General features: G+C 66.9%; 23 protein-coding genes and 1 riboswitch. Of the genes, 18 read left to right on the forward strand and 5 right to left on the reverse strand.

Features of this window, described 5'->3' with window-relative positions; all coding sequences use genetic code 11:
* Nucleotides 1–112 precede the first annotated feature (112 nt).
* The 4 genes from Pcatena_RS01935 (at nucleotide 113) to Pcatena_RS01950 (ending at nucleotide 4,657) form a co-directional block, all read left to right on the forward strand.
* Complete coding sequence (locus tag Pcatena_RS01935; RefSeq protein ID WP_126421141.1) at nucleotides 113–631, forward strand: HD domain-containing protein; 519 nt, start codon at nucleotides 113–115, stop codon at nucleotides 629–631.
* Nucleotides 628–1,614, forward strand: a complete 987-nt coding sequence (locus Pcatena_RS01940; RefSeq protein WP_172596345.1) for a putative ABC transporter permease — start codon at nucleotides 628–630, stop codon at nucleotides 1,612–1,614. The genes Pcatena_RS01935 and Pcatena_RS01940 overlap by 4 nt, the downstream gene beginning before the upstream one ends.
* Nucleotides 1,615–2,299: 685 nt before the next feature.
* On the forward strand, nucleotides 2,300–3,211 hold the full coding sequence (locus Pcatena_RS01945) for a zinc ribbon domain-containing protein (protein WP_126421145.1): 912 nt from the start codon (nucleotides 2,300–2,302) through the stop codon (nucleotides 3,209–3,211).
* 90 nt (nucleotides 3,212–3,301) lie between these two features.
* Nucleotides 3,302–4,657, forward strand: a complete 1,356-nt coding sequence (locus Pcatena_RS01950) for a M18 family aminopeptidase (protein ID WP_126421147.1) — start codon at nucleotides 3,302–3,304, stop codon at nucleotides 4,655–4,657.
* Nucleotides 4,658–4,755: 98 nt separating this feature from the next.
* Here Pcatena_RS01950 and Pcatena_RS01955 read toward each other — a convergent pair whose 3' ends face one another.
* From Pcatena_RS01955 to Pcatena_RS01965, 4 genes are all read right to left on the reverse strand, one after another.
* On the reverse strand, nucleotides 4,756–5,214 hold the full coding sequence (locus tag Pcatena_RS01955; RefSeq protein WP_198433406.1) for a PIN domain-containing protein: 459 nt from the start codon (nucleotides 5,212–5,214) through the stop codon (nucleotides 4,756–4,758).
* Nucleotides 5,215–5,228: 14 nt separating this feature from the next.
* On the reverse strand, nucleotides 5,229–5,570 hold the full coding sequence (locus tag Pcatena_RS01960; protein WP_126421149.1) for a type II toxin-antitoxin system RelB/DinJ family antitoxin: 342 nt from the start codon (nucleotides 5,568–5,570) through the stop codon (nucleotides 5,229–5,231).
* 167 nt (nucleotides 5,571–5,737) lie between these two features.
* Nucleotides 5,738–5,866, reverse strand: a complete 129-nt coding sequence (locus Pcatena_RS08280) for a hypothetical protein (RefSeq protein WP_269777008.1) — start codon at nucleotides 5,864–5,866, stop codon at nucleotides 5,738–5,740.
* 329 nt (nucleotides 5,867–6,195) lie between these two features.
* Entirely contained in the window at nucleotides 6,196–7,275 is a 1,080-nt protein-coding gene (locus Pcatena_RS01965; RefSeq protein WP_126421151.1) for a 6-phosphofructokinase, read from the reverse strand.
* 185 nt (nucleotides 7,276–7,460) lie between these two features.
* Nucleotides 7,461–7,557, forward strand: a riboswitch (TPP riboswitch).
* A gap of 107 nt (nucleotides 7,558–7,664) precedes the next feature.
* Here Pcatena_RS01965 and Pcatena_RS01970 point away from each other — a divergent pair.
* The 12 genes from Pcatena_RS01970 to Pcatena_RS02025 all read left to right on the forward strand — a co-directional run bounded on the left by Pcatena_RS01970 (nucleotide 7,665) and on the right by Pcatena_RS02025 (nucleotide 22,082).
* The gene (locus Pcatena_RS01970) at nucleotides 7,665–8,303 is read left to right on the forward strand and encodes a YkoF family thiamine/hydroxymethylpyrimidine-binding protein (RefSeq protein WP_126421153.1); all 639 of its coding nucleotides are present in this window, start codon (nucleotides 7,665–7,667) and stop codon (nucleotides 8,301–8,303) included.
* 104 nt (nucleotides 8,304–8,407) lie between these two features.
* Nucleotides 8,408–9,010: an ECF transporter S component gene (locus Pcatena_RS01975; RefSeq protein ID WP_126421155.1), complete on the forward strand. Its 603-nt coding sequence runs from the start codon at nucleotides 8,408–8,410 to the stop codon at nucleotides 9,008–9,010.
* The gene (locus Pcatena_RS01980; RefSeq protein ID WP_198433407.1) at nucleotides 9,003–10,601 is read left to right on the forward strand and encodes an ABC transporter ATP-binding protein; all 1,599 of its coding nucleotides are present in this window, start codon (nucleotides 9,003–9,005) and stop codon (nucleotides 10,599–10,601) included. Before Pcatena_RS01975 ends, Pcatena_RS01980 begins: the two co-directional genes overlap by 8 nt.
* Nucleotides 10,598–11,320: an energy-coupling factor transporter transmembrane component T family protein gene (locus Pcatena_RS01985; RefSeq protein WP_126421157.1), complete on the forward strand. Its 723-nt coding sequence runs from the start codon at nucleotides 10,598–10,600 to the stop codon at nucleotides 11,318–11,320. The genes Pcatena_RS01980 and Pcatena_RS01985 overlap by 4 nt, the downstream gene beginning before the upstream one ends.
* Nucleotides 11,321–11,478: 158 nt before the next feature.
* A complete protein-coding gene (locus tag Pcatena_RS01990; protein WP_193901398.1) occupies nucleotides 11,479–13,287 on the forward strand; it encodes a radical SAM protein in 1,809 nt (602 codons plus the stop codon).
* Between the two features lie 146 nt (nucleotides 13,288–13,433).
* The gene (gene uvrA, locus Pcatena_RS01995) at nucleotides 13,434–16,370 is read left to right on the forward strand and encodes an excinuclease ABC subunit UvrA (protein WP_126421159.1); all 2,937 of its coding nucleotides are present in this window, start codon (nucleotides 13,434–13,436) and stop codon (nucleotides 16,368–16,370) included.
* Nucleotides 16,363–16,863 (forward strand): Cys-tRNA(Pro) deacylase, encoded by a 501-nt coding sequence (gene ybaK / locus Pcatena_RS02000; RefSeq protein ID WP_126421161.1) that lies wholly within the window; start codon nucleotides 16,363–16,365, stop codon nucleotides 16,861–16,863. The genes uvrA and ybaK overlap by 8 nt, the downstream gene beginning before the upstream one ends.
* Nucleotides 16,864–17,086: 223 nt before the next feature.
* Nucleotides 17,087–18,313 carry an ABC transporter substrate-binding protein gene (locus tag Pcatena_RS02005; RefSeq protein ID WP_232619875.1) on the forward strand — a complete coding sequence of 409 codons (1,227 nt, stop codon included), beginning with the start codon at nucleotides 17,087–17,089 and terminating at the stop codon, nucleotides 18,311–18,313.
* 190 nt (nucleotides 18,314–18,503) lie between these two features.
* Nucleotides 18,504–19,385, forward strand: a complete 882-nt coding sequence (locus Pcatena_RS02010; RefSeq protein ID WP_126421163.1) for a branched-chain amino acid ABC transporter permease — start codon at nucleotides 18,504–18,506, stop codon at nucleotides 19,383–19,385.
* Between the two features lie 4 nt (nucleotides 19,386–19,389).
* Nucleotides 19,390–20,496: a branched-chain amino acid ABC transporter permease gene (locus Pcatena_RS02015; RefSeq protein WP_232619876.1), complete on the forward strand. Its 1,107-nt coding sequence runs from the start codon at nucleotides 19,390–19,392 to the stop codon at nucleotides 20,494–20,496.
* The gene (locus Pcatena_RS02020) at nucleotides 20,489–21,370 is read left to right on the forward strand and encodes an ABC transporter ATP-binding protein (RefSeq protein ID WP_232619877.1); all 882 of its coding nucleotides are present in this window, start codon (nucleotides 20,489–20,491) and stop codon (nucleotides 21,368–21,370) included. Before Pcatena_RS02015 ends, Pcatena_RS02020 begins: the two co-directional genes overlap by 8 nt.
* 1 nt (nucleotide 21,371) lies before the next feature.
* On the forward strand, nucleotides 21,372–22,082 hold the full coding sequence (locus tag Pcatena_RS02025) for an ABC transporter ATP-binding protein (protein ID WP_126421165.1): 711 nt from the start codon (nucleotides 21,372–21,374) through the stop codon (nucleotides 22,080–22,082).
* A 207-nt stretch (nucleotides 22,083–22,289) separates the two neighbouring features.
* On the opposite strand, the gene Pcatena_RS02030 is transcribed toward Pcatena_RS02025, so the two are convergent.
* Nucleotides 22,290–22,484 carry a hypothetical protein gene (locus Pcatena_RS02030; RefSeq protein WP_126421167.1) on the reverse strand — a complete coding sequence of 65 codons (195 nt, stop codon included), beginning with the start codon at nucleotides 22,482–22,484 and terminating at the stop codon, nucleotides 22,290–22,292.
* Nucleotides 22,485–22,603: 119 nt separating this feature from the next.
* Here Pcatena_RS02030 and murJ point away from each other — a divergent pair, with 119 nt between their 5' ends.
* Together murJ and Pcatena_RS02040 are read left to right on the forward strand one after the other, a co-directional pair.
* Nucleotides 22,604–24,265, forward strand: a complete 1,662-nt coding sequence (gene murJ, locus Pcatena_RS02035; RefSeq protein WP_232619878.1) for a murein biosynthesis integral membrane protein MurJ — start codon at nucleotides 22,604–22,606, stop codon at nucleotides 24,263–24,265.
* Nucleotides 24,266–24,322: 57 nt separating this feature from the next.
* Nucleotides 24,323–25,555 (forward strand): carboxylate--amine ligase, encoded by a 1,233-nt coding sequence (locus Pcatena_RS02040; protein WP_126421169.1) that lies wholly within the window; start codon nucleotides 24,323–24,325, stop codon nucleotides 25,553–25,555.
* Nucleotides 25,556–25,561: the final 6 nt, after the last annotated feature.

Genomic DNA, 25,561 nt, shown 5'->3' on the forward strand with positions numbered 1-25,561 from the left:
GGCGCCAGGGCGTGCGCCCGGAGACGGCCCAAAGGTGTTTGACCCCCTTTGGGGCGGGGCGCGGCGGGGACGGCCGCCGGGCTGGTAAGCTTGAGGCCAACGAGGGAGGGGCATGGGCGTGCGAGAAGAGGTGGCCGCGCAGGCGGCGCGGCTGGAGCGAGACGGCAGGCTGGGCCAGTGCCGTGGCTTCATCCAGCACGGCGACGTGAGCGTCTATGACCACGTTGCCTCCGTGGCCGAGCAGAGCTGCCGCATGGCCGACGCCCTTGCGCGCCTTGGCCTGCGCGTGGACCGCGACTCGCTCGTGCGCGGGGCCCTCTTGCATGACTACTTCCTCTACGACTGGCACGACCCGGACCCGAGCCATCGACTGCATGGGTTTCGCCACCCGTTCTTTGCCCTCGCGAACGCGGAGCGCGACTTTGACCTGACGCCGCGCGAGAGAAATGTCATCGTGCGGCACATGTTTCCGCTGGTGCCGGTGCCGCCCACGTGTCGTGAGGCGTGGATCGTCTGCGTGGCCGACAAGGCGTGCGCGCTGCGCGAGACCATCGCGCCTCGTGTGGCCGTGCTTGCTGGGCGATGCGCGCGGGGCCGGCGCCTGCGCCCGGAGAGGGGAGGGCGCCGATGAACCCGATGCCGCAGACGTCCGGCGTGCCGCTGCTCGTGGCCGCCTCGGTGCCGCAAGCCCCGCTCGCGGGCCTGTTCCTGTCGTTTCTCGTCTACAGCTTTGGCGGGTGGCTGTGGGAGTCCATCGTCTGCTCGATGATGAACCAGGGACGCTTCTCCAACAGCGGCTTTCTGCTGGGGCCCATCTGCCCCATCTACGGCGTGGGATGTCTGTTCTGCTGGCTGTTCCTGCGCGGCGCCGCGGACCCCGTGGCGCAGTTTCTCGTCTCGGGGGCGGCGTGCTGCGCGCTGGAGTATGCCGTGGGCGTGGCCCTCGAGAAGACGTGCGGCGCGCGGTTCTGGAACTACGACGACAAGCCGCTCAACATCAACGGGCGCGTGTGCCTGTACGGCTTTCTCATGTTCGGCGCGGGCGCAACGCTCGTGTGCCGGTTTGCGCAGCCGGCGCTGCTCGCGGCGCTGGGCTCGCTGCCCGCCGTGCTGCTCGAGGTGGCGGCGGGCCTGCTCGCTGTGGCTCTCGTGCTTGACCTTGTGCTTGCGATGGCGAGCTGGCGGCGCTTGTCCGCCCAGCTCGAGGCGCTGCGCACCGAGATCTCGCTGCGGCTCGACGAGTCCTTGGGCGAGGCGTCCGAGCGCATGCTCGAGCGGCTGCCGGACTCTGTGGTGGAGGGTGCGGCCGAGGCGTACGAGCGCACGCGCGACGCGGCGAGCGACCTTGTCTCGAAGCTTGACCCGCGCGTCGCCGCTGCCGGCTTGGGCTCGGCCACGGACATGATGCGCGACGTGGCGCGTGCGCGTGGACTGAGGAGGCCGGCGCGCCCCGAGTGGCTCGACCGCGCCACGGAGGCGCTCGTCGCGCATCTGGGCAAGCGCGACCTGCGCTTCTTCGATGCGTTCCCACAGCTGCGCTTCGAGCGCTACGAGGGCGCCATCACGCGCGCCGGCCTGCGCGAGCGCGTCCGCGAGCTGTTTGGGCGCAAGTAAGCGGGTTGCGCGAGAGCTTGGCGCGCGATCTAGTGGGGAGACGCCTCGTTTTTTGGTCGCAAAGCCCATTTGTGAACGAGCATTGGTGGCGAATTCGCGGGCAGACGCCAAAGCTTTGATGTGCGCACGCTCATAACCAGGCATTTTGCAATAACGAGTTCTGGTGGCGTCCGCTAAAGTCGCCACATTGTGTGCACTACTCGGTTTTGCGACCGTGGATTTGGCTTGGAGCCCGCTAGATTGGCTGGGACGGGGGCCTAGTGGCGCACCTCGTTGCGGATGGGCTCACCGACGGCGAGGCGCTGCCGAGCATGGAGCCGGGCGCGGGCGCCACGTAGGCGTAGCGGGCGCCTGGGGCCCCGGCCTCAAGCCGCGTACGCTGCGCCTCGCTCAGTGGAAGAAGTACGAGGACATTGAGGCTGCTAGGGGCCATCGGGCTCTCCTCTCGCGTGGAGTTCTCGGCCGTATTGTACGCGCGCGGCTGCGAATGGATTGGGGCGCGTGTCGTAACGGCCGATGTGGCACAGCCTGCGATTTGTCGGATGTAGCGATCGAGCGTTGCAGAAGGGGCGCCGATTGGCCTCAATTTGTCCGATCCCTCGGCCCGACGGTATTGCGCAACATCTTGAATGCACCGGGCGATAGGATTGACCCGTCGGAAGAACACAAATGAAGGGAGACCCTGATGTTCTGCTCCAAGTGCGGCACACGGGTTCCAGATGGTTCGAAGTTCTGTCCCGGCTGCGGAGCGCCGCTTCCTGGCCAGCCCGCCCAAGTCGCTGTTCCGCAGCGGCCCGATGGCTTCCAGGCGACTTCGGCAGAGGGCTCGCAGCCGTCCGCCGGCCCCCAGCCTCCGAAGAAGAGCAAGGCTCCGATTATCGTGTGCGCCGTGGTTGCCGTGGTGGCCATCGCTGCTGTCGCAGTGTTTGCGCTGATGCCAAAGGGCGGCGGCGCCGACTCCAACGGTGTCGCTCCAGCCGGGGATGCGCCGGCGTCAACCGAAGCCGTTGAGCAGGGGACGCCTTGGACCTCGATGGACCTCTCTGGTAACGGCTATACCCATGAGTTTGGCATTGCACTTGACGAGCCCGACGGCACGCTTGGACCCGTCACCATCTATGACCAGGATCAGGTGGTCGCCGGAGATATAACCAGCAATTCCAACGGTGACGAGAATCTGATGTGTCTGGATTATGGTGACATCAACTGGGGTTCCTGGGGTCCCGACAGCTTCCGCAATGCGGATTCTGGATCCGACAAGGAGTGCACGTTGCTCGTGCCGGGAGACGCCACGGTCGAGAACCCGTGGGGGCGTTGGGCGTTCATTGCGACCTGTGATGACTATTCGAGTGGCGACCAGTATCTCTTCACGCGTAGCACGACGCTCGAGCTGAACGAGGATGGTACGGGCAGCTATGAGTTCGCCGCCATGTGGGGCGACTACGTGACGTGCGAGGTGGCAGACCCCTCGGATGAGAATTACGACCCCTCCAAGGCGGACAATAGCTTTGTCCACTCGTTCACTTGGGAGAGGTCGGGAAACACCTTCGACATCACGTTCGACAACGGCAACACCTATACGCTGACGTTCGAATAACGAGCGGGGTGGGTAGGCGCCGCATCCGGCGCTCTGCTGCGTGCGGGTGCTAGACTTTGTCACGCAATCACGCGTCAGAAGGGAAATCCCATGGACGTCACCAGCAAGACCACCGCGACCGACGTTGCGCTCGCCGAGGAGCTCGTGAGCTTCATCCAGAAGAGCCCGAGCATGTTCCACTCCGCCGCGACCATCCGCTCCTACCTGGACGAGGCCGGCTTCACCTACCTGCCCGAGACCGGCGCCTGGGACGTGGAGCCCGGCGGCAGCTACTACACGTGCCGCAACAACTCCACCGTCATCGCCTGGAAGGTGGGCGCGCGCCTGACCGAGGAGGGCTCGAGCTACCACTTCCAGCTCGCGGCCTCGCACTCCGACTCGCCCACGTTCAAGCTCAAGACGGCAGCGGAGCTCGAGGGCCCCGAGTCCTACCTGCGCCTGGACACCGAGGCCTACGGCGGCATGATTGACTACACGTGGTTCGACAAGCCGCTCTCGCTTGCCGGCCGCGTGCTCGTGCGCGAGGGTGCGCGCATCGAGAGCCGCCTCGTGTCGCTCGACCGTGACGTGGCGATCATCCCGAGCCTGCCCATCCATCTCGACCGCTCGGTGAACGAGAGGTTCTCGCCCAACCGCGCGAGCGACCTGTGCCCCGTCATGTCCGCCGGTGACTGCACGATGGGCACGGTCAACGCCCTCGTGGCCGAGAGCCTGGGCGTGGCTCCCGAGCAGATCGTCGCACGCGACCTGTTCCTCGTGAACCGCCAGCGCCCGTGCGTGTGGGGCGCGGCCAACGAGTTCGTCTCCTCGCCCAAGCTTGACGACCTCGCCTGCGCGTTCACCTCGCTCAAGGCGTTCCTCGCCAGCGACAACGAGCGCGACGTGAGCGTCTACTGCTGCTTTGACAACGAGGAGGTTGGCTCGAACACCAAGCAGGGCGCCATGTCCACCGTGCTTGCCGACACGCTCGCGCGCCTGAATGCCGCGCTGGGCCACACGACCGACGAGCTTCACCAGGCCATTGCCAAGTCGATGCTCGTGAGCTGCGACAACGCGCACGCCGTGCATCCCAACCAGGCCGGCAAGTACGATGCTGCCAACCGCTGCCGCCTCAACGGCGGTCTCGCGGTGAAGGAGGCGGCCAACCAGAAGTACTGCACGGATGCCTTCAGCCGCGCGGTGTTTGCTGCCGTGTGCGCAGATGCCGGCGTCCCCGTGCAGACGTTTGCCAATCGCAGCGACATGGCGGGCGGCTCCACGCTGGGCAACCTGTCGAACACGCAGGTCAGCATGCACGCCGTGGACGTGGGTCTGCCGCAGCTGGCCATGCACTCGAGCTTTGAGACGGGTGGCACCCGCGACGTGGCGCTCGCCGTCGCGGCGCTCGCGGCCTTCTATGACGCCGACCTGCGCATCGACGGTGCCGACGCCGTGGAGCTGGGCTAACGTCGGAACCATCCATGCGGCGATAAGAGCGGGGCCGAGACGAACGCGCGTCTCGGCCCCGCCTGCTTGATGTGAGACAAGGGGACAGTCCCTTTGTCTCACTCGTCACCGAAGGAGACGCCGAGTAGCTCCATTGCCCTCGCTGGCGTGACGCAGACCTCCGGCGCCGACGCGAGAAACGCGCGGTCTTGCGTGACGACGTAGTCTGCCTTGGCCGTCTCTGCGGCTGCGAGTATGAGGTTGTCCTCGAAGTCAGAAAACGTCTTGCCCAGCATGCGCGCCAGCTCACACTCGGGGAAGGAGAGCGGGGCTGCCGTGGCAATCTCCATGAGCCTGCGCAGACATGCCCAGGCGGCAGGACGATAGGAGATTCCTTCCCGGCCCTCCGTTCTCCTGAGCCTGCGTGGGATGAGGTAGAACAGGTCCTTGGCCGAGGTGGGTGCGTAGAGGAGCGTCAGCTTGCTATGGTGTGCGGCGGCGACAAGACCACAGATCTCATCGAGCTGTGGGCCCTCGCCCATGAAGTAGTCGAGCCAGACGTTGGTGTCTACCAGCACGCTCTTTATCGTGGTCAGTGGTATCTGGCCTCCATTTGGTCAAGGAGGTCGTCATAGAGGGCGTCTTTCTCGGCGTCAAGGGACGCGTCACGCGTGGCGTCGTCCTTGGACGTGGCGTGCCCGGAGAGCCCGCGTGCCACGGCAACGGCCATGCCGCAGCCATCGTCTGCCCAGCCGGCGGCCTCCTGGCGTCTCTCAAGAAACGCGGGGAGTGCTTGGTGGTCAACGACGTATTTCCACAGCGCGCGGATGACCTCGCTTGTCCCAAGGCCATAGCGAGAGAACACAGCGTCCCCGCCGCGCTTGAGGTCTGCGTCCAGGCGCGTGTTTATCTGGAGGGTCGTGGCGCTCATCATGTTCCCCCATGCTTTGCTAGCCGTATAGCAACGTGATTAGTATACCCAGCTTGGCCATAAAAAGGCGGGGCCGAGACGAACGCGCGTCTCGGCCCCGCCTGCTTGATGGCGTTTGCTTGAGACAAAGCGAGACAAGGGGACTGTCCCTTTGTCTCACTCCGCCACCGCTACTTCCACAGCTTTTTGACGATGAGGACAACCAGGGCAACGACACCCAGGAACAGAGCGATCTGCAGCAGCGTTGCGGCCAGCGTGATAACGATGAACCAAATGAACTGCACGGTCGTTTCGTTCATGGTCGCCTCCCTGCTTCATTCAGTTATTTCATCCGTTAGATGGCTGCCCAGGTGAAATAGTTATCGACGGGTACGCTTGAGCTGACATTGAACCCCGTTTGTGGGTGAGTGTAACTAATTTTTAACTATTTAAAGGATAGTAAATAGTCTCTTAAATTATGTTCTATCCCGGCGAATGGTAAACGCGAACCGACGAACGGTGATTGCCAACAACAATAGCCCGCGACGACAGCGCCTGTGCTGTCATTGCGGGCTATCAAAAGCGTTGGACTTGCCTCAATCAATTGGCTGACTGGACTCGCCGTCCTTCTCGGACCGTCCCTCCCGGCCTACTCGTCGCCGAAGGAGATGCCGAGCAGCTTGGCCTCCTGGACGAGCTCGCCGTTGGGGTCGACGTACTTGAGCTTGCCGGCCACCTGCTCGAGCGGCACGCGTGCCATCTTGCCGTCTCGCTGAGCGATCATGTAGCCAAACTCGCCTGCGAGCGCGCCGCGTGCGGCCTCGACGCCGCACTGGGTGGCAAAGATGCGGTCCTGGGCGCTCGGCTCGCCGCCGCGCTGGGTGTGGCCGGGTACGGCGACGCGGATCTCGTGGTCGATGCGCTTGGAGATCTCCTCGGCAATGTCGTAGGCCACGGAGGGCTGCACGCGTGCGGCCACCTTCTTCTTGTACTCCTTCTTCTTCATGGCCGCCTCCTCCTTGGAGATGGCGCCCTCGGCCACCACGACGATGGAGAAGCGTCCGCCCGCCTCATCGCGGCGCCTGATCGTGTCGATGACGTTGTCCATGTCATAGGGGATCTCGGGGATGAGGATGACGTCCGCGCCGCCCGCGATGCCGGCGTACAGCGGGATCCAGCCCACCTTGTGGCCCATGATCTCCACCACGAAGACGCGGCGGTGGCTGTTGGCCGTGGTGTGCAGCTCGTCGATGCACCTCGTGGCGATGTCCACGGCGCTCGCGAAGCCAAACGTCATGTCGGTGCCCCAGGTGTCGTTGTCGATTGTCTTGGGCAGCGCGATGACGTTGAGGCCCTCCTCGCGCAGGCGGTTCGCCGTCTTGGTGGAGCCGTTGCCGCCCAGCACGAACAGGCAGTCGAGCTTGAGCTTGCGGTAGGTCTTCACCATGGCGGGGACCTTCTCCACGCCGTCGGCCTCGGGGGTGTCGAGCAGCTTGAACGGCGTGCGGCTCGTGCCCAGGATCGTGCCTCCCAGGGTGAGCAGGCCCGAGAAGTCGCCCCACTCCATCTTGCGGTAGCGACCGTAGATGAGGCCCTGGTAGCCGTCCTCGAAGCCGTAGGCCTCGACCTTGTCCTTGCTGTTGCGGTAGATGGTCTTGGCGATGCCGCGCATGGTGGCGTTGAGCGCCTGGCAGTCCCCACCGCTCGTGAGCAGGCCGAATCTGAACATGTGGACGTCCCTCCTGTTGTGGCGCACGCCCCCGTGCGCCTGCGGTGCTCATAAGTGTTGCACAAGGGCGGGCCGCGGAAATGTAAACGTTGGGGCAAACGGTGACGGCCCTGCCGCTTGCGTGTCCCTTGTTTTCTCTCCCCGAGAAGAGCTTGACACTCCGCCCGTGCTGGATATAATGCCAAACCGTTAGCTGGGGGTGCTCGAAAGAGCTGAGAGGATACCCAACCCCTTGAACCTGACCTGGTTAGGACCAGCGTAGGGAAGCTCGCTGCCTTTCGCGGCCGTTTTCTGGAGCCGCGCGTTGCCGCGTGCCGCTGCGTGCTCTCCTTTCTCGTCAGGCTCTTCTCCTCTCGGCCCTTCACGCGCCGCACGAACGAGAGGAAACCATGTCTGACACTTGTTGCGAGGGCTGCAACAGGCCCGACCTTCCCTGGGCCGGCCGCGGCACCGACCTGCCGATCTCTGGCTGCCGCTTCACGCTCTATCCCATGTGTGACAACTTCATCGACATCATCCTGGGCGGCCTCGAGTGCGTTGACACCTCGGCCGTCTGGAGCGAGACCGACGCGCTGTCCACGGTCTACCGCGGCAAGCTCGACTACGTGATGGACGCCGTGAGCGCGCTGTTCGCGAGCGCCTGGACCGAGGGCGTGCACATGGCCATCGAGGGCCAGGTCTCCAAGGGCTGCCCGGGCGACGTCTCCGGCGACTCCAAGCTCACCTACGAGGGCGAGGCGCCCAACCGCGCCATCGTGGAGGCCGCCACGCAGCCCTGCCTGTGCAAGCTGGCCCTCTATCCCATGGGCGTGGGCGACTACATCGACGACATCGCCCGCGTCTGGCGCATGGCGGAGGACCGCGGCCTCAATCCGCAGACGATCCACTACGCCACGCGCATCGAGGGCTCCATCCACGACGTCTTTGCCTACCTCACTGACGTCTGCAAGCTCATGGAGGCCAGCGAGAGCGTCCACCACTACGTGCTGCACTTCACGATCAACGTCAACAGCCCCACCGTCGAGTAGGACCAAAGGGGACGGGTTCATGTGGTCCCACTCCCACGGGGCTGGCGAGAAGGGAAATGGCGAGCGGGGAGGCACCCCGCGCCATGACGAGAGGAGAACAGGGAATGGCAAACGAGAACGGCGCCGCCAAGGGCGGCTGGAAGCTCCAGGAGATCATCTTCGTGGCGATGCTGTGCATCGTCTTTGGCGTGGTGTACCTCGTCGCGGTGTACGCCGCGGCCGCCATGGTCGCCGCGTTCACGCCCATGGGCATCGGCCCCATGGGCAACGAGATCGTGTTCGGCATCTGGTTCATGGTGTCCACGCTCGCGGCCTACATCATCCAGCGCCCGGGCGTGGCGCTCGTCTCCGAGGTCATCGCCGCCCTCATCGAGGTGCTGCTTGGCAACATGTACGGGCCGATGGTCATCGTGACCGGTCTCGTCCAGGGCGCCGGCGCCGAGCTCGCGTTCGCGCTCGGCCGCTACAAGAGCTTCGAGACGAAGGACATGCTGCTCGCCTCGCTGTTCTGCACCATCATCAGCTTCGTGTGGAGCTTCATCCGCTCGGGCTACGGCCTCATCTCGCTGCCGATCCTCGTGCTGTTCTTCGTCGTGCGCCTCGTGAGCTCCGTGGTGTTCTGCGGCCTTGGCTCCAAGGCCATCGGCGATGCCCTCGCCAAGACGGGCCTGCTCAAGGGCTACGCGCTTGGTCGCTCCCGTGCCTAGCACGGACGCTGCCGAGAAGCGCGTGCCCGTGACGCCCGAGACCTGCGCCTCCGTGCCTAGCGCGGACGCTGCTAAGAAGCGGGCGGACATGCCCGCCGAGACGGACGCCGTGCCCGCGCTCGAGGCCCGCGGTCTCACGTTCTCATACGGCGAGAACGCCGACCCGGTGTTTTCCGACCTCTCCCTGACCGTTGGCCGGGGGGAGGTCGTCCTCGTCATGGGGGCCTCGGGGTGCGGCAAGTCCACGCTCGCGCTGTGCCTAGCGGGGCTCTACCCCGCCTACGCGGGGGTGGCGAGCGGAGCGGTCCTGGCGGCTGGCCGCCCCGTGGCCGAGATGGGCCCGCGCGAGCGCAGCCGCGAGGTCTCCATCCTGTTCCAGAACCCGGACAACCAGTTCTGCATGGACACGGTGGAGCGCGAGGTGCTCTTTGCCCTGGAGAACGTGGGCTGGGAGGGCGACATGCGCGCCCGCTGCCGCGAGCTCCTTGCGCTCGTGGGGCTCGAGGAGCGCGCCGGCGAGCGCATCGGGCGGCTCTCCGGCGGCACGAAGCAGAAGCTCGCGCTGTGCACGGCGCTCGCCTGCGGCGCGCGCACGCTCGTGCTCGACGAGCCGTTCGCCAACCTCGACCCCGCGTCGTGCGCCTCGCTGTCTGCCGAGCTGGCCCGGCTCAACGCCGAGCTGGGCGTGACGCTTCTCGTGGTGGACCATCGCGCGGGCTGGTGGCTGCCGTTCGCGAGTCGCGTGGTGCTCATGCGCGCCTCCGGCAGCCTTGACGAGGCTTCGTTTGCGCCGGCGGACCTCTTGGTCCACGAGGGGCGGATGCGTGCCGCTGGGCTGTTCGTGGACGAGCAGTGGGCGGCGGGCTACGCCCCGGTACAGGTGGCCCCAGACGCCCGCACGCTCGTGCGCGCCCGTGGACTGTCCGTGGGCTACGGCCGCGGACGGGCCTTCTCACGCGTGCTTGCGGGCGTGGACCTCGACGTTGCCCGCGGCAGCGTCTGCGCGCTGGTGGGCGAGTGCGGCAGCGGCAAGTCCACGCTGCTGCACGCCATCGCCGGCGCGTGCGAGACGAGCGGCGAGCTTGACGTCGAGGGCAGCGTGGGCCTCGTGTTCCAGAACCCGCGCCTGCAGTTCCTCGCCCTCACGGTGACCGAGGAGGTGCTCGTGACGCTGCGCGCGGCAAATCCCGGCGTGGCCGACGAGGACCTTGCCGCCCGCGTCCCGGCCCTGCTCGAGGAGTTTGGCCTGGCGGGCCTCGGCGAGCGCTCGCCCTACGAGATAAGCCAGGGGCAGCAGCGCCGCCTGGCCATGCTCGCGATGCTTGCGGGCAACGCCGGCGTGCTGTTGCTCGACGAGCCCACGTACGCCCAGGACGAGCGCTCGACCAGGCGCATGCTCGACATGCTCATGGGCCGCGTGGCCGCGGGGCTCACCGTCATCGTGGCCACGCACGACCTCGTGCTCGCCCGGGCCGTCGCCAACCAGGTGCTGCTCGTGCAGGACGGCGGCGTACGGCCGCTTGTCGCCGACGAGTTCGAGACGTACGCGCGCGGCCGCCGCGAGCCCGCGTGGGAGGGGAGCCGCGCATGAGGAGCATCAACCCGGGCGTGAAGCTCGCCGCGCTCATCGTGGCGTCGCTCATCCTGTCCGTCACATTCAACACACCGGTCAACCTGGCCGTGTTCGTCATCATGTTCGTGGCTACGCTCGCCTCGCCCGGCACGAACCGCAGGGGCCTCGCGCTCGCGATGCTGCCGTTTGCGCTCACGGCCGTTGCCCTGTTCGTCACGGGACTCATGTACGGCTCGGGCGGCAACGCCGCGGCTGCCATCGAGACGGACGCGTTTGGCCAGCGCACGCTGTTCGCGAGCGACTGGACCACGGCCGCGCAGCTTGCGAGCCGCGTCTTGGCCTATGGTGGCCTGGGCATGGCATTCGCGTTCACGAGCGATGCGTTCGAGCTCGTCATGAGCCTCATGCAGCAGTTCCGCCTGCCGGCCAAGTTCGCCTACGGGGTGCTCGCCGCCTACCACTTCTTCCCCGTGGTGCGCGACGAGTACGGCGAGGTGGGCCTCGCCCTGCGTGCGCGCGGCGTGCGCGTGGGGCCGCTGTCGCCGCGGCGCGTGGTGCCGATGCTGGCGCATGCGCTCGAGCGCTCCGAGAGCCTTGCCATGGCGATGGAGTCGCGCGGGTTCGAGGACGAGGGTGAGCGCCGCTGCGCCTACGAGGTGCCGCTGCGTGCGCGTGACCTTGCGTTTGCCATTGGTCTGAACGCCGCGATCGTCGTGGCGCTCGTCGTCGTTCGATAGACGCCAAAGGGGGAGCCAAAGGGGACGGGTTCGTTTGGCGCCCCTCTGGTGGGACCAAAGGGGACGGGTTCGTTTGGCGCCCCTCTGGTGCCGCTTCCTGTTAGGTTTGGGACCAAAGGGACCCGTCCCCGATGGTCCCTGTTGAGAGGAGACTCGTCGTGGGCGAGACAAAGACGCAGGAGTGGCGCCGGCTGTGCGCCGAGTATCCGGACATGTCGCCGTTCGTGCTGCTCAAGATCTCGATGGTGTGGCACGGCGCGCGCCTCTCGGCGGCCGCGCTGGCCCGCCTGCAGGCCCCCGACTATCGCTTCGCGAGCGACGAGCCGTTCGAGATAGCGTTCACGGGCCGCACGGAGGCGGACGACGAGGCCCCCAGGCCCGTCATGCCCGGCGGCGTGCTGCTGCGAGACGCCACCTACGTCTACATAAACTGGGGCGAGACCTACGACGACCCCTACGTCATCGACTACGACCCCGCCGCAGGCGAGTTCACGCTGCGCGAGCCCGCCTGCGGCACGATCGCGGCGGACGGCGACGCGGCGCCGGCGGACGCCCGCGAGGGGCTCGTGGACGTCATCGGCTTCACGCCACGCCCCGCGCTCTATGACTTCATGACGGGTGCCGGCACCCCGGCGGACGCCCTGGCAGACGCCCGCGCCCAGAAGCTCATCCTCACGGCATACCGCCGCTGCGAGTTCTGGCGCGAGGGCAGGCAGTGCCGCTTCTGCGCGCTGTTCACGCGCCGCGGTGTCGACCCCGAGGTCCCCTGCGCCGAGATTGCCGAGGTCGTGCGCGCGGCGCTCGCGGAGCCTGGCCGCTACTCGCAGCTCTACGTCTCCGGCGGCTCGGACATGGGCGGAGAGCCCGCCTTCTCGCGCGAGCAGGACCGCTACGGGCGCGTGCTCGCCGCCATGGGCGAGACGTTCTCTGGGCGCTTCGCCTGTCAGCTCATGGCGCCCGCCTACGACGCGGACGCCCTCGCGCGCATCGTGGGGCAGACGGGCGTGACGTCCTACAGCCCCAACCTGGAGGCGTGGGGCGCCGAGCAGTTCGGCCGCCTCTGCCCGGGCAAGCAGGCCCACGTGGGCTACGACGAGTGGCTGCGCCGCACGGCGGACGCCGTGGGGGTGCTGGGCCGCGGCAACGTGTACACGCAGCTCGTGGGTGGCGCCGAGCTCGCGGGCGAGGGCGCCGTGCCCAGCGTGGACGACGCGCTGGCCCGCAACGCCGAAGCGTGCGAGTGGTTTGCCGAGCGCGGCGTCACGTGCCTCTCGGTCATCTGGCGCCCACACCGCCGCTCCGTGCTCGGCTGGGTCCCGATGCCCCCGATCGACTACTACGTGCGTCTTGCGCGCGAGTTCCACGCCGTGCGCGCCCGCCACGGCCTCGTGGCCTTCGAGGACGACTACAAGGCCTGCGGCAACCACCCCGACTCGGACCTCGAGCGCTGCGACCTGCCCGTGTGGCAGGGGCTTGCGCGCCAGGACGTGTCGCCCGAGGCGGACGAGGCGGGCGCGCTGCCGCTCGGCGAGCGTTCCGGCCGCGTGCGTGTCCCGCTCGTCTCGCATGCGATCGCCGCCGCCGTTGCCAGCGCGGGCGAGCTGGGCGTGGGCATGCCCGGCGTGGCGCCCGACACGCTCGTCGTCTCGGTGGCCGAGGACCGCAGCGACCTGGGCGCGGGCCTCGCGCACGCGCTGTGGTTCGGCGAGCCCGTCGAACTGTGGTTGCCGCGCGAGGAGGGCGGCGCCGAGCGCGTCACGTGCCGCGTCTGGCGCTGCGACATCGTGGGGCCGGTGTTCTCGGCCGCGCTCGCCCGCGCCCGCTCCGTCCGCCCCACGGCCGAGGTCGCGAGCGCCTGGGAGCTACGCCCGCTCTCGCGCGAGCTCGTCTCGTCCGCGCCCGACGCCTGCGCGCCCAGCCGCGCGCCCCGCCCCGAGCTGCACCTCGACAACCCGCTGCTGCACTGACGGAGCGGTCCGCGGAACCAAAGGGGACGGGTTCGTTTGGTCCCAATGGCGCCCTGCGCGGCGCGTCCCCAATGGCGCCCTGGCGGCAGACGAACGAATGTTCTAAACTGTGAGGCCGAGAGAAGCACACGACAGGGGAGCGGTCCATGGCCTCCGACGCAATCGTCATCCGCGGCGCGCGCGAGCACAACCTGCGCAACGTCGACGTCTCAATCCCGCGTGACAAGCTCGTGGTCATCACGGGCCTGTCGGGCTCGGGCAAGTCGAGCCTGGCGTTCGACACCATCTACGCGGAGGGCCAGCGCCGCTACGTCGAGAGCCTCTCGAGCTACGCGCGCCAGTTCCTCGGCCAGATGGATAAGCCAGACCTGGACTCCATCGACGGCCTATCACCGGCCGTCTCCATCGACCAGAAGACCACGAGCAAGAACCCCCGCTCCACCGTGGGTACCGTGACGGAGATCTACGACTACCTGCGCCTGCTCTACGCCCGCGTGGGCACGCCGCACTGCCCGGAGTGCGGGCGCGTCATCGAGCGCCAGACGACCGACCAGGTGGCCGACAAGGTCCTCGCTGCCGGCCAGGGGCGCCGCGCGCTCGTGCTCGCGCCGGTGGTCCTCGGCCGCAAGGGCGAGTACACCAAGCTGCTCGACGACCTGCGCGGCGAGGGCTTCTCGCGCGTGCGCGTCGACGGCGAGGTGCGCCAGCTCGATGAGGAGATAAAGCTCGACAAGAAGCTCAAGCACACGATCGAGGTCGTGGTGGACCGCATCGTCATCCGCGAGACGAGCCTGGGGCGCATCGCCGAGGCCGTGGAGACGGCCACGCGCCTCGCGGCCGGCAAGGTGGGCGTCTACCTGCTGCCCGACCGCGACGACCCCGAGCGCATGCCCGGCGAGCTGCTGCAGTACTCGCTTGCGCTGGCCTGCCCCGTGCACGGCCACTCCATGGATGACCCGCAGCCCCGCGACTTCTCGTTCAACGCGCCCTACGGCGCCTGCCCGGACTGCGACGGCCTGGGGTTCCGCCGCATCGTGGACGCCGAGGCCCTCATCGAGGACCCGGAGCTGTCCGTGGCAGACGGCGTGTTCGGCAGCTTCTTCGGCCGCTCCAACTACTACCCGCAGATTCTGGCCGCCGTGTGCCGCCACTTTGGGGAGAGCCCGGAGACCCCGTGGAAGAAGCTCCCCAAGAAGGTGCGCACCGCACTGCTCGACGGCCTGGGCGCCACGAAGATCCGCGTTGACTACCACACGGTGGACGGCCGTGACACCCACTGGCTCACCACCTACGCCGGCGTGCGCTCCATCCTGTTCGAGAAGTACGGCGAGACCACCAACGAGAAGCTCCGCGCGCGTCTCGAGAAGTACATCCACGAGGTGCCGTGCCCCACGTGCCACGGCGCGCGCCTGAAGCCCGAGATGCTCGCCGTCACGGTGGGCGACAAGTCCATCTACGACGTGTGCTGCATGAGCTGCCGCGAGTCGCTCGAGTTCTTCCGCACGCTCAGGCTCACGGAGCGCCAGGAGTTCATTGGCGGACGTATCGTGAAGGAGATCGTGGAGCGCCTGCGCTTCCTGGTGGACGTGGGCCTTGACTACCTCACGCTCGCGCGCGCCTCCGCGACGCTCTCCGGTGGCGAGGCGCAGCGCATCCGCCTGGCCACCCAGATTGGTGCGGGCCTCATGGGCGTGCTCTACATCCTCGACGAGCCCTCCATCGGCCTGCACCAGCGCGACAACGATCGTCTCATCCACACGCTCGAGCGCCTGCGCGACCAGGGCAACACCGTGATCGTGGTCGAGCACGACGAGGACACGATCCGCGCGGCAGACTACGTGCTCGACATGGGCCCCGGCGCCGGCGAGCTGGGAGGGCAGGTCGTGGCCGCGGGCACGCCGGACGAGATCTGTGCCTGCCCCGAGTCCACGACGGGAGCCTACCTCACGGGGCGGCGGCTCATCCGCGTGCCTCGGGAGCGCAGGAACCCCGGCCGCGGCGCGCTCAAGATCGTGGGCGCCTCCCACAACAACCTCAAGAACGTCACGGCGAGCATCGAGTTTGGCACGCTCACCGTGGTCACGGGCGTCTCGGGCTCGGGCAAGAGCTCGCTGGTCACGGACACGATCGCGCCCGCGCTCACGAACGCCGTCCACCACTCGCAGCGCCCGGTTGGCGAGTACAAGAAGATCTCTGGCATCGAGCAGATCGACAAGGTCATCGACATTGACCAGAGCCCCATCGGCCGCACGCCGCGCTCCAACCCGGCCACCTACATCGGCCTGTGGGACGACCTGCGCGCCCTGTTCGCGAGCACGCCCGAGAGCCGCGCGCGCGGCTACAGCGCGGGCCGCTTCAGCTTCAACGTGAGTGGCGGCCGCTGCGAGGCGTGCAAGGGAGACGGCCAGATCAAGATCGAGATGAACTTCCTGCCCGACGTCTACGTCCCGTGCGAGGTGTGCCACGGCGCGCGCTACAACCGCGAGACGCTTGAGGTCGCCTACCACGGCAAGAACATCTCGCAGGTGCTGGACATGAGCGTCACCGAGGCGCTCAAGTTCTTCGCGAACATCCCGCGCATCAAGCGCAAGCTCCAGACGCTCTATGACGTGGGCCTGGGCTACATCCGCCTGGGGCAGCCCGCCACGACGCTCTCTGGCGGCGAGGCCCAGCGCGTGAAGCTCGCCAAGGAGCTGCACCGCCAGCAGACGGGCCGGACGTTCTACATCCTCGACGAGCCCACGACCGGCCTGCACTTCGAGGACGTCCGCCAGCTGCTCGACGTCCTGCAGCGCCTCGTGGACGCCGGCAACACCGTGCTGGTCATCGAGCACAACCTCGACGTCATCAAGGTGGCAGACCGCCTCATCGACATGGGCCCCGAGGGCGGCGACGGCGGCGGCACCGTCGTGTGCTGCGGAACGCCCGAGCAGGTCGCGGCATGTCCCGCGAGCTATACGGGCAAGTTCCTGGGGCCGGTGCTGGCGCGCACCCGCGAGCTGCAGGAGAGGCTCGAGAAGAGCGGGGAGCCCGAGTGGGTGCCGCCCATCGCAATGCCGGGGGAGGAGGACCTCGATGGCTAGGAAGCAACGCGTGCAGAAGACGAACGCCATGCGCGAGCTCGAGCGTGGCGGCGTGGCCTATGAGGCCATCGAGTTCGACGAGCCCGACCCCACGGGCGTGAGCGACCTGGGCGTGCGCATCGCCAACATGCTTGGCTATGACCCGGCACAGGGCTTCAAGACGCTCGTGTGCGTGGCGCCGCACGGTGGTCACGTCGTGTGCTGCATCCCCTCCGGGGACGAGCTCGACCTCAAGAAGGCCGCCGCGGCGGCCGGCGAGAAGTCGCTTACGCTCATGCACGTGCGCGACCTCGAGCCCACGACCGGCTACGTGCGCGGCGGCTGCTCGCCCGTGGGCATGAAAAAGCAGTTCCCCACGCTCATCGACGAGACGGCCCAGCTGTTCGATGACATCTACATCTCAGGCGGACGCCTGGGCCTCACGCTCAAGCTCGCGCCCGATGAGCTCGCGGCGTTTCTCGGCGCCACGCTCGCCGACATCTGCCGTGGCTAGGCTGAGCCGGGGCTGCCGTCCGAGTCGTGCCGCTGGCCGCGCGAACGATGACATCTGCTGGTTGATGCGTTTATTTCCGCACTGTTAAAACGAGGTACCGAGAGTAAAACGTCCGACTTATTGCATAGTCGACCCGCTATCGTAGTCAACCACCACGAGCGGGGTAGGCCTTCCACGCCCGTGACCGTCAATAGCTAAAGGCCATGCACGAGGAGGATGAAAGATGGAGTCCAAGCGTTTTGGCATGTCCCGTAGGAACTTCGTGAAGCTGTCTGGTGCCACGGGCATTCTAAGCGTCGCCGGCCTCGCTGCTTGCGGCAACTCCGGCTCCTCGAGTGCCGGTAGCTCCACCACCTTCAAGCTCGGCAACATCGGCCCGCTGACCGGTGCCGCCGCCATCTACGGCAACGCTACCAAGAACGGCGCCCAGCTCGCCGTTGACGAGATCAACGCCGCTGGCGGCTCGATTCAGTTCGAGCACAACTGCCAGGACGACGAGCACGATCCCGAGAAGTCCGTCAACGCCTACAACAACCTCAAGGACTGGGGCCTGCAGGTTCTCGTCGGCCCGACCACCACGAACCCCTGCGTGGCCGTCTCCGCCGAGACCAACTCCGACAACGTCTTCGAGCTCACGCCGTCCGCGTCGTCCAACGACGTCATCGGCGGCCAGGAGGACGCCGACGGCAACGTGACGACCGCCCGCAAGGACAACGTCTTCCAGATGTGCTTCACCGACCCCAACCAGGGCACCGCTTCCGCCCAGTACCTGGCCAAGAAGCAGCTCGGCACCAAGATCGCCGTCATCTACAACAACTCCGACGCCTACTCCGCGGGCGTCTACAAGAAGTTCGAGGCCGAGGCCGCCAACCAGGGCCTTCAGATCGTCTCGACCTCCACGTTCACGGACGACAACGCCACGGACTTCTCCGTGCAGCTCAACGACGCCAAGAACAACGGCGCCGACCTCGTCTTCCTGCCGATTTACTACACCCCGGCCGCTCTGATCCTCACGCAGGCCAACGGCATGGGCTACGCGCCGGACTTCTTCGGCTGCGACGGCATGGACGGCATCCTGACGGTGGAGGGCTTCGACACGAAGCTCGCCGAGGGCCTCATGCTCCTCACCCCGTTCGTGGCCACCGCCACCGACGAGAAGACGTCCGCCTTCACCAAGGCCTACAAGGACGCCTACGGTGACGAGCCCATCCAGTTCGCCGCCGACGCCTACGACTGCGTCTACGTCGTCAAGGAGCTGCTCGAGAAGACGGGCTGCACCCCCGACATGAGCGCCTCCGACATCTGCGACAAGCTCAAGGCCGCCATCGTCGATGGCTACACCTACTCCGGCCTCACCGGCGAGAACATGAGCTGGAAGGACACGGGCGAGGTCTCCAAGGAGCCCAAGGGCATGGTCATCAAGGACGGCGTGTACCAGCCGCTGGACTAGCCAGCAGCGCGTGACGAGCGTCCTTCGCAGACGCGAGCCATGACGCGCCGTCCAATAGAGTGTCAAGAGCGAGCGGGGGCCATCGGCTTGATGGTCCCCGCTCGTCGGTAGGAGAGAAAGGTTGCGGGAACAGGTCCAGGCGGTTATCGGAGCGTTTCTCGCAACATGAAAGGAAAGGAGGCGGCAAGACATGGGCTTTCTGACGAACCTCATCAACGGCCTGTCACTCGGCAGCGTGTACGCGATCATCGCCCTGGGCTACACCATGGTGTACGGCATCGCCAAGATGCTGAACTTCGCCCACGGCGACATCATCATGGTTGGCGGCTACGTGTGCTTCTGCGCCGTTAACTACCTGGGCCTGCCCACGGGGGTGGGCGTGCTGCTGTCCATCGTGGCGTGCACGGTGCTCGGCATCGTCATCGAGCGTCTGGCCTACAAGCCGCTGCGCAACGCTCCCTCGCTCGACGTCCTCATCACCGCCATCGGCGTGAGCTACTTCCTGCAGAATGCCGCGCTGCTCATCTGGGGATCTGACACCAAGTCGTTCCCGTCCGTGGTCAACCTGCCGTCCGTCTCGCTGTTCGACGGACAGCTCGTGGTGAGCGCCATCACGATCGTCACGGTCATCGCGGGCGTCGTCGTCATGGTTGGCCTCACGATGTTCACGGGCAAGACCCGCATGGGCAAGGCCATGCGCGCCTGCTCCGAGGACCGCGGCGCCGCCACGCTCATGGGCATCAACGTGAACTCGACGATCTCGCTCACGTTCGCCATCGGCTCGGGCCTGGCCGCCGTCGCCGGCGTGCTCATGTGCTCGGCGTACCCCACGCTCATCCCCACGACTGGCTCGCTGCCCGGCATCAAGGCGTTCACGGCCGCCGTCATCGGTGGCATCGGCTCCATCCCCGGCGCCTTCGTGGGCGGCCTCGTGCTTGGCGTCATCGAGATCTTCGCCAAGGCCTACGTGGGCACGCAGCTCGCCGACGCCATCGTGTTCGGCGTGCTCATCGTCGTTCTGCTCGTCAAGCCGTCTGGCCTGCTTGGCAAGACCGTCAGGGAGAAGGTGTAGCGCCATGGCAGAGACCACTACCACCGCAGCCGCTCCCCGTCGCATGAGCAAGCGCCTGCAGTCCAACCTCATCACGTACGGCATCGTCGTCGCGTTCTTCGTCATCATGACCGCGCTCGACGCCGCGGGCATCCTCACCAACTCGCTCGCCGGCCAGCTCGTGCCCATCTGCGCCTATGTGTGCATGGCCGTCTCGCTCAACCTCGTCGTGGGCATCTCCGGCGAGCTGTCGCTGGGACACGCCGGCTTCATGAGCGTGGGCGCCTTCTCGGGTGTCGTCGCGTTCTCCGTCATGGGCGGCATCGTGGGCAACGGGCTTCTCGCCTATGTGCTCGCCCTCATCATCGCGGCGCTCATCGCGGCCGTCGCCGGCTTCGTCATCGGCATCCCGGTCATGCGCCTGCGCGGTGACTACCTCGCCATCGTGACGCTTGCCTTTGGCGAGATCATCAAGAACATCCTCAACAACCTCTACGTGGGCCTCGACGCCAACGGCCTGCACTTCTCGCTGACCGACGCCAAGTCGCTCGGCATGCAGGGCGGGTCGCTCCTCATCAATGGCCCGCAGGGCGCAGCCGGCATCACGAAGATGTCCACGTTTGCCATCGGCATCGTGCTCGTGCTCGTCACCGTGACCGTCGTGCTCAACCTCGTGAACAGCCGCACGGGCCGCGCCATCATGTCCGTGCGCGACAACCGCATCGCCGCGGAGTCCGTGGGCATCAACGTCACGAAGTACCGCATGATCGCCTTCGTGGTCGCCGCTGCCCTGGCTGGTGCCGCCGGCTGCTTCTACGCGATGGGCTACAGCTCCATCGTCCCCAAGAAGTTCGACTTCAACACGTCGATCCTCGTGCTCGTGTTCGTCGTTCTCGGCGGCATGGGCAACGTCCGCGGCTCCATCATCTCCGCTGCCGTCCTCACGGTGCTGCCCGAGATGCTGCGCGCCATCTCCGACTGGCGCATGCTCATCTACGCCGTGGTCCTCATCCTCGTGATGATCGTCTCCAACAACCCCACGCTCCACCAGTTCTTCGAGGCGCTCAAGGCCAAGTTCAGGCGCCCCGTCAAGGTTGGGCGGGCCGAGAAGGGTGGTGAGGCCGATGAGTAACATGACCGCCTCCGAGCGTCATGCCGCCGAGCGCCGCGAGCGCACCAAGATGGTGCCGCTGCCCTCCGACTCCATCGTCCCCGAGCGCGACGTCAACGAGCGTCCCGTCCTCGAATGCCGCCACCTTGGCATCGAGTTCGGCGGACTCAAGGCCGTCGACGACTTCAACTTCACGGTGGGCAAGACCGAGATCGCCGGTCTCATCGGCCCGAACGGTGCCGGCAAGACCACGGTGTTCAACCTGCTCACGAAGGTGTACAACCCCACGCACGGCATGGTCATGCTCGACGGCCAGGACACGGCCGGCATGGACATCGCCGCCGCGAGTCGCGCCGGCGTGGCCCGAACGTTCCAGAACATCCGCCTGTTCTCGTCGCTGTCCGTGGAGGACAACGTCAAGATCGGCCTGCACAACCAGATCAAGGAGCACACGGCCCCGGCCGTCTTCCGCCTGCCCTCGTACTGGAAGGCCGAGAAGCAGATGCACGAGCGCGCGCTGGAGCTGCTCGACTTCTTTGACATGGGCGTCTATGCCAACCACGTCGCCGGCTCTCTGCCCTACGGCGCCCAGCGCAGGCTCGAGATCGTGCGCGCCCTCGCCACGAACCCCAAGCTTCTGCTGCTCGACGAGCCGGCCGCCGGCATGAACCCGTCCGAGACGGCCGAGCTCATGGACAACATCCGCCGCATCCGCGACGAGTTCCACATCGCCGTCATGCTCATCGAGCACGACATGGACCTCGTCATGGGCATCTGCGAGGGCATCGCGGTGCTCAACTTTGGCAAGATCATCGCCAAGGGCACGCCCGAGCAGATCCAGAGCAACCCGCAGGTCATCGAGGCTTACCTCGGCAAGCAGGATGAGGAGGCCTAGCATGAGCATCCTTCACGTTGAGGACCTCAACGTCTACTACGGTTCCATCCACGCGGTGAAGGGCATCTCCTTCGACGTCGAGGAGGGCGAGATCGTCACCCTCATCGGCGCGAACGGCGCCGGCAAGTCCACGACGCTCAATACCGTCGCCGGCCTGCTGAAGCCGCGCGAGGGCAAGGTCGAGTTCGAGGGGGAGAGCCTGCTGGGCATCCCGCCGCACAAGATCGTGAGCCGCGGCATGGCGCTGTGCCCCGAGGGCAGGCGCGTGTTCCTGCAGATGAGCGTGAGAGACAACCTCGAGATGGGCGCCTTCACGCGCACGAACTCCGCTGAGGTCGCAGACTCGCTCGAGATGGTGTTCGAGCGCTTCCCGCGCCTCAAGGAGCGCGAGGGCCAGAGCGCCGGCACCCTCTCCGGCGGCGAGCAGCAGATGCTGGCCATGGGCCGCGCCCTCATGAGCAAGCCGCGCCTGCTCATGCTCGACGAGCCCTCCATGGGCCTGGCGCCCATCCTTGTGCAGGAGATCTTCAACATCATCAAGGCCCTGCACGACGCCGGCACGACGGTGCTTCTCGTGGAGCAGAACGCCCGCATGGCGCTCTCCATCGCAGACCGCGCCTACGTGCTCGAGACGGGCAAGGTGTCCATGAGCGGCAACGCCGCAGACCTCGCGAACGACGAGCGCGTCAAGCAGGCCTACCTCGGCGGCTGACGCTGCGACACATCGAGCGGACACAGGGCCGGTGCCTTCGGGCGCCGGCCCTTTTTGTGCGCTTGCGACACGACGCTTGCGTTGCCGTGGCGTTTCTGCGCGCTGGGAGCCTCCTGAGCGTGCAAAAGCGCCACGGCAATGCGGACCAAAGGGGACGGGTTCGTTTGGTCCCGGAGGGGAGCCAAACGAACCCGTCCCCTTTGGTCCCTAGAGCGAGAAGGTCTGCCAGTCGCCGTCGGGCGTGGGCCACGTCGGCCGCGCGGTGTGCGTCGCTGCCCACGGTGATGGGCACGCCAGCACGCGCACGCCGGCGCGGGCAGCGGCGGCCACGTTCTGCTCGAACGTGGAGGTACCGTCCGAGAACGACGTGTGCGTGTGGCAGTCGACGATTGGCGTGGACATGCGGGCCTCCCGGGCGTGCGCGTGCAGGGATACCATGGAAACGGGCAGCTCCAGGCCGTGCGCCGGCGTGCCGCCCCTACACTCAATAGGTTAGCCAAAAACCACCTGGGGGTAGCGCCGTGGCACTGAACCAAGAAGAGCTCGAGGAGCGGGCAGCACTTGCCGAGGAGGACGCCGAGGTCGAGAAGAAGGCCGAGCAGTCCTCCAACATCGTGAGCATCCTCGTCATCATCGGACGCATCACGGGGTTCTTCCGCACCTCCGTGCAGGCGTGGGCCATCGGCGCTCTGGGCCTGGCGAGCGCCTACACCGTGGCCAACAACCTGCCCAACCTGCTCTACGAGCTCGTCATGGGCGGCATGCTCATCACGTCCTTCTTGCCGGTGTACATGTCGGTCAAGAGCAAGCGGGGCAGCAAGGCCGCGGCGGAGTACGCCAGCAACCTCACCTCCATCGTGGTGCTCGTGATGCTCGTGGTGCTCGCCCTGAGCATCGTCTTCGCCGTGCCCATCGTGTGGACCCAGTCGGCGGGCGCCACGGAGGGCTTCGACTCCGATCTCGCCGTCTACTTCTTCAGGTGGTTCGCCATCGAGGTCGTGCTCTACGCGCTGTCGTCGCTCGTCTCGGGCGTGCTCAACGCCGAGAGGGACTACTTTGCCAGCAACGTCGCCCCCATCCTCAACAACGTCATCACCATCGCGGGATTTCTCATCTACGGCTACCTCGTGAACTCGCTGGGCATGCCCATGGAGTCTGCCATCGTGGTGCTCGCCGTGGCCAACCCGCTTGGCGTGGGCGTCCAAGTGCTGGCGCAGGTGCCGGCGCTGCTGCGTCATGGCGTGCGCCTGCGCCCCCACATCAACCTGCATGACCCCGCCCTGCGAGAGACGCTCAAGATCGGCCTGCCCACGCTCGTGCTCATGCTCATCTCCACGCCCACGGCTGCCGTCACGAGCAGCTGTGCCCTGTCCGTGACGCCGGCGGGCGCCTCGATCGCCTACTACGCGCGCGTCTGGTACGTGCTGCCCTTCTCGATCTTTGCCGTCCCCATCTCAGTGACCATGTTCACCGAGCTCTCGGGCAGCTACATGGCCGGCAAGGTCGAGACGTTCAAGGGCTACCTCGCCAGCGGCATTCGCAAGATCGTCTTCACGCTCGTCCCCATGACGCTGTACCTCATCGTGTTCGCGCCCTGCCTCATCGCGGTGTTCACGGCCGGCAGCTTCTCGGGCGAGGCCGCCCAGCAGACGAGCGTCTACCTGCAGTGCCTGGCGCTCGCCCTGCCGTTCTACGGCCTGTCGAGCTACCTGCAGAAGGCGTGCTCGTCCATGATCAAGATGAACTTCTACATGGTTGCCACCATCGTGGCCACGGTGCTGCAGATCGGCATCTGCGTGGGTCTCACCCCGGTGTGGGGCCTGTACGTGGTGCCCATCTCGTCCACGTTCTTCTACGGCTCCGTCGTTATCGTGACGCTCGCCCACATCAGGCACGAGCTCGGCAGCATCGGCATGCGCTCGATCGTGCGCACCACCGTGCGGGCGCTCGTGCTCGGCGGCCTGGGGGCCCTTGTGGGTGCGGCCATCCTCGCCGTGCTCGCCTACGCCATGGGGCCGTGCCAGGGCATCGCCCGCGGCGCGCTATACTGCGTGCTTGGCGGCGTCCCTGCCGTGCTCGTCACGTTTGGCGTCGCCTATGCGAGGGGCGTCTCCGAGGCCCCGTTCTTCGACGCCCTGTTCGCGCGCGTCGCCCGCCACGCGGGCGCCCGCCGCGCCAGGTAGCACAAGCCCCGGCCCCGTCCGCAGGCGGGGCCGGCACAACACATAGGAGCATTTCGCATGGACTTTCTCATGAAGAGGGACGACATCCAGCCCGTCATCCTCGGCGGCGACATGTCCACCTACTCGCTTGCCCGCGAGTTCTACGAGGCATTCGGGGTCGCGAGCGTCGTCATCGGCATGGACGCCATCTCCGTCATCAAGAAGTCGCGCTTCGTGCGCATGCACATCGTGCCCGACAACGGCCGAGACAGCATCGAGGCCGCCATCCGCGAGATAGCGGCGCGGGACGCGGGCAAGAAGGTCATCGTCATCGCCAACACCGACGATCGCGTCGAGCTCGTCGAGAACATCCAGGACGCGCTGCCCGGCAACGTCGTGTGCCCGCTGCCCCCGCACGACCTCATGAGCGAGGTCTCGGACAAGGTGCGCTTCCAGCAGCTGTGCGGCTCCTATGGCCTCGACGTGCCCAAGACGCAGGTCGTGTCGCTGGCGGGCGAGCAGCCCATCGCGCCCGCGCCCATCGCGTTTCCGCTCATCGCCAAGCCCGCGGCGTCCTCCGAGTACAACCACTACATCGCCCAGGGCTTCCAGAAGATCTACTTCATGCACGAGCAGGCCGAGCTCGACCACCTGTGGGCGGCGCTGCGCGAGGCCGGCTTTGCGGGCGAGTTCCTCGTCCAGGAGCTCATCGAGGGCGACGACACCTACATGGACAGCCTCACGGTCTACATGAACCGCGCGGGCGAACCTCTGCTGCTGTCCGGCGCGCACGTGCTGCTCGAGGACCACGCGCCCACGCTGTTCGGCAACCCCGTGGCCATGATCACCACGCCCATGCCCGAGCTGTGGGAGAAGGTCGTGGAGCTGCTGCGCGGCATCGGCTGGTACGGCTTTGCCAACATCGACATCAAGCGCGACCCCAAGACGGGCCGCAAGCTCTTCCTCGACCTCAATCCGCGCGTGGGCGCAAACTCGTTCTACTCTGCGGTGGCGGGCGCCAACCCCATGTACGTGCTCGTCCGCGACGTCATCGACGGCGACGCCACCCAGCACCGCATCGACCGCAACGTGCTGTACCACCGCGTGCCCGTGAGCCTCGCGCGCCGCTACGTGCGCGATGCCGAGACGCTCGCGCTCTTCGACGAGTGCGTGCGCCGCGGAGACGTCGCCAACCCCTCGCGCTGCAAGGCCGACACGCTCGGCTCGCGCTTCGCGGGCCTGCTCATGGAGAAGAACTTCATCCGCAAGTTCGCCAAGTTCTACCCCGAGCCCACTGACACCTCGTTCTAGGGAGTG

It is taken from the genome of Parolsenella catena, assembly GCF_003966955.1.
Lineage (GTDB): Bacteria > Actinomycetota > Coriobacteriia > Coriobacteriales > Atopobiaceae > Parolsenella > Parolsenella catena.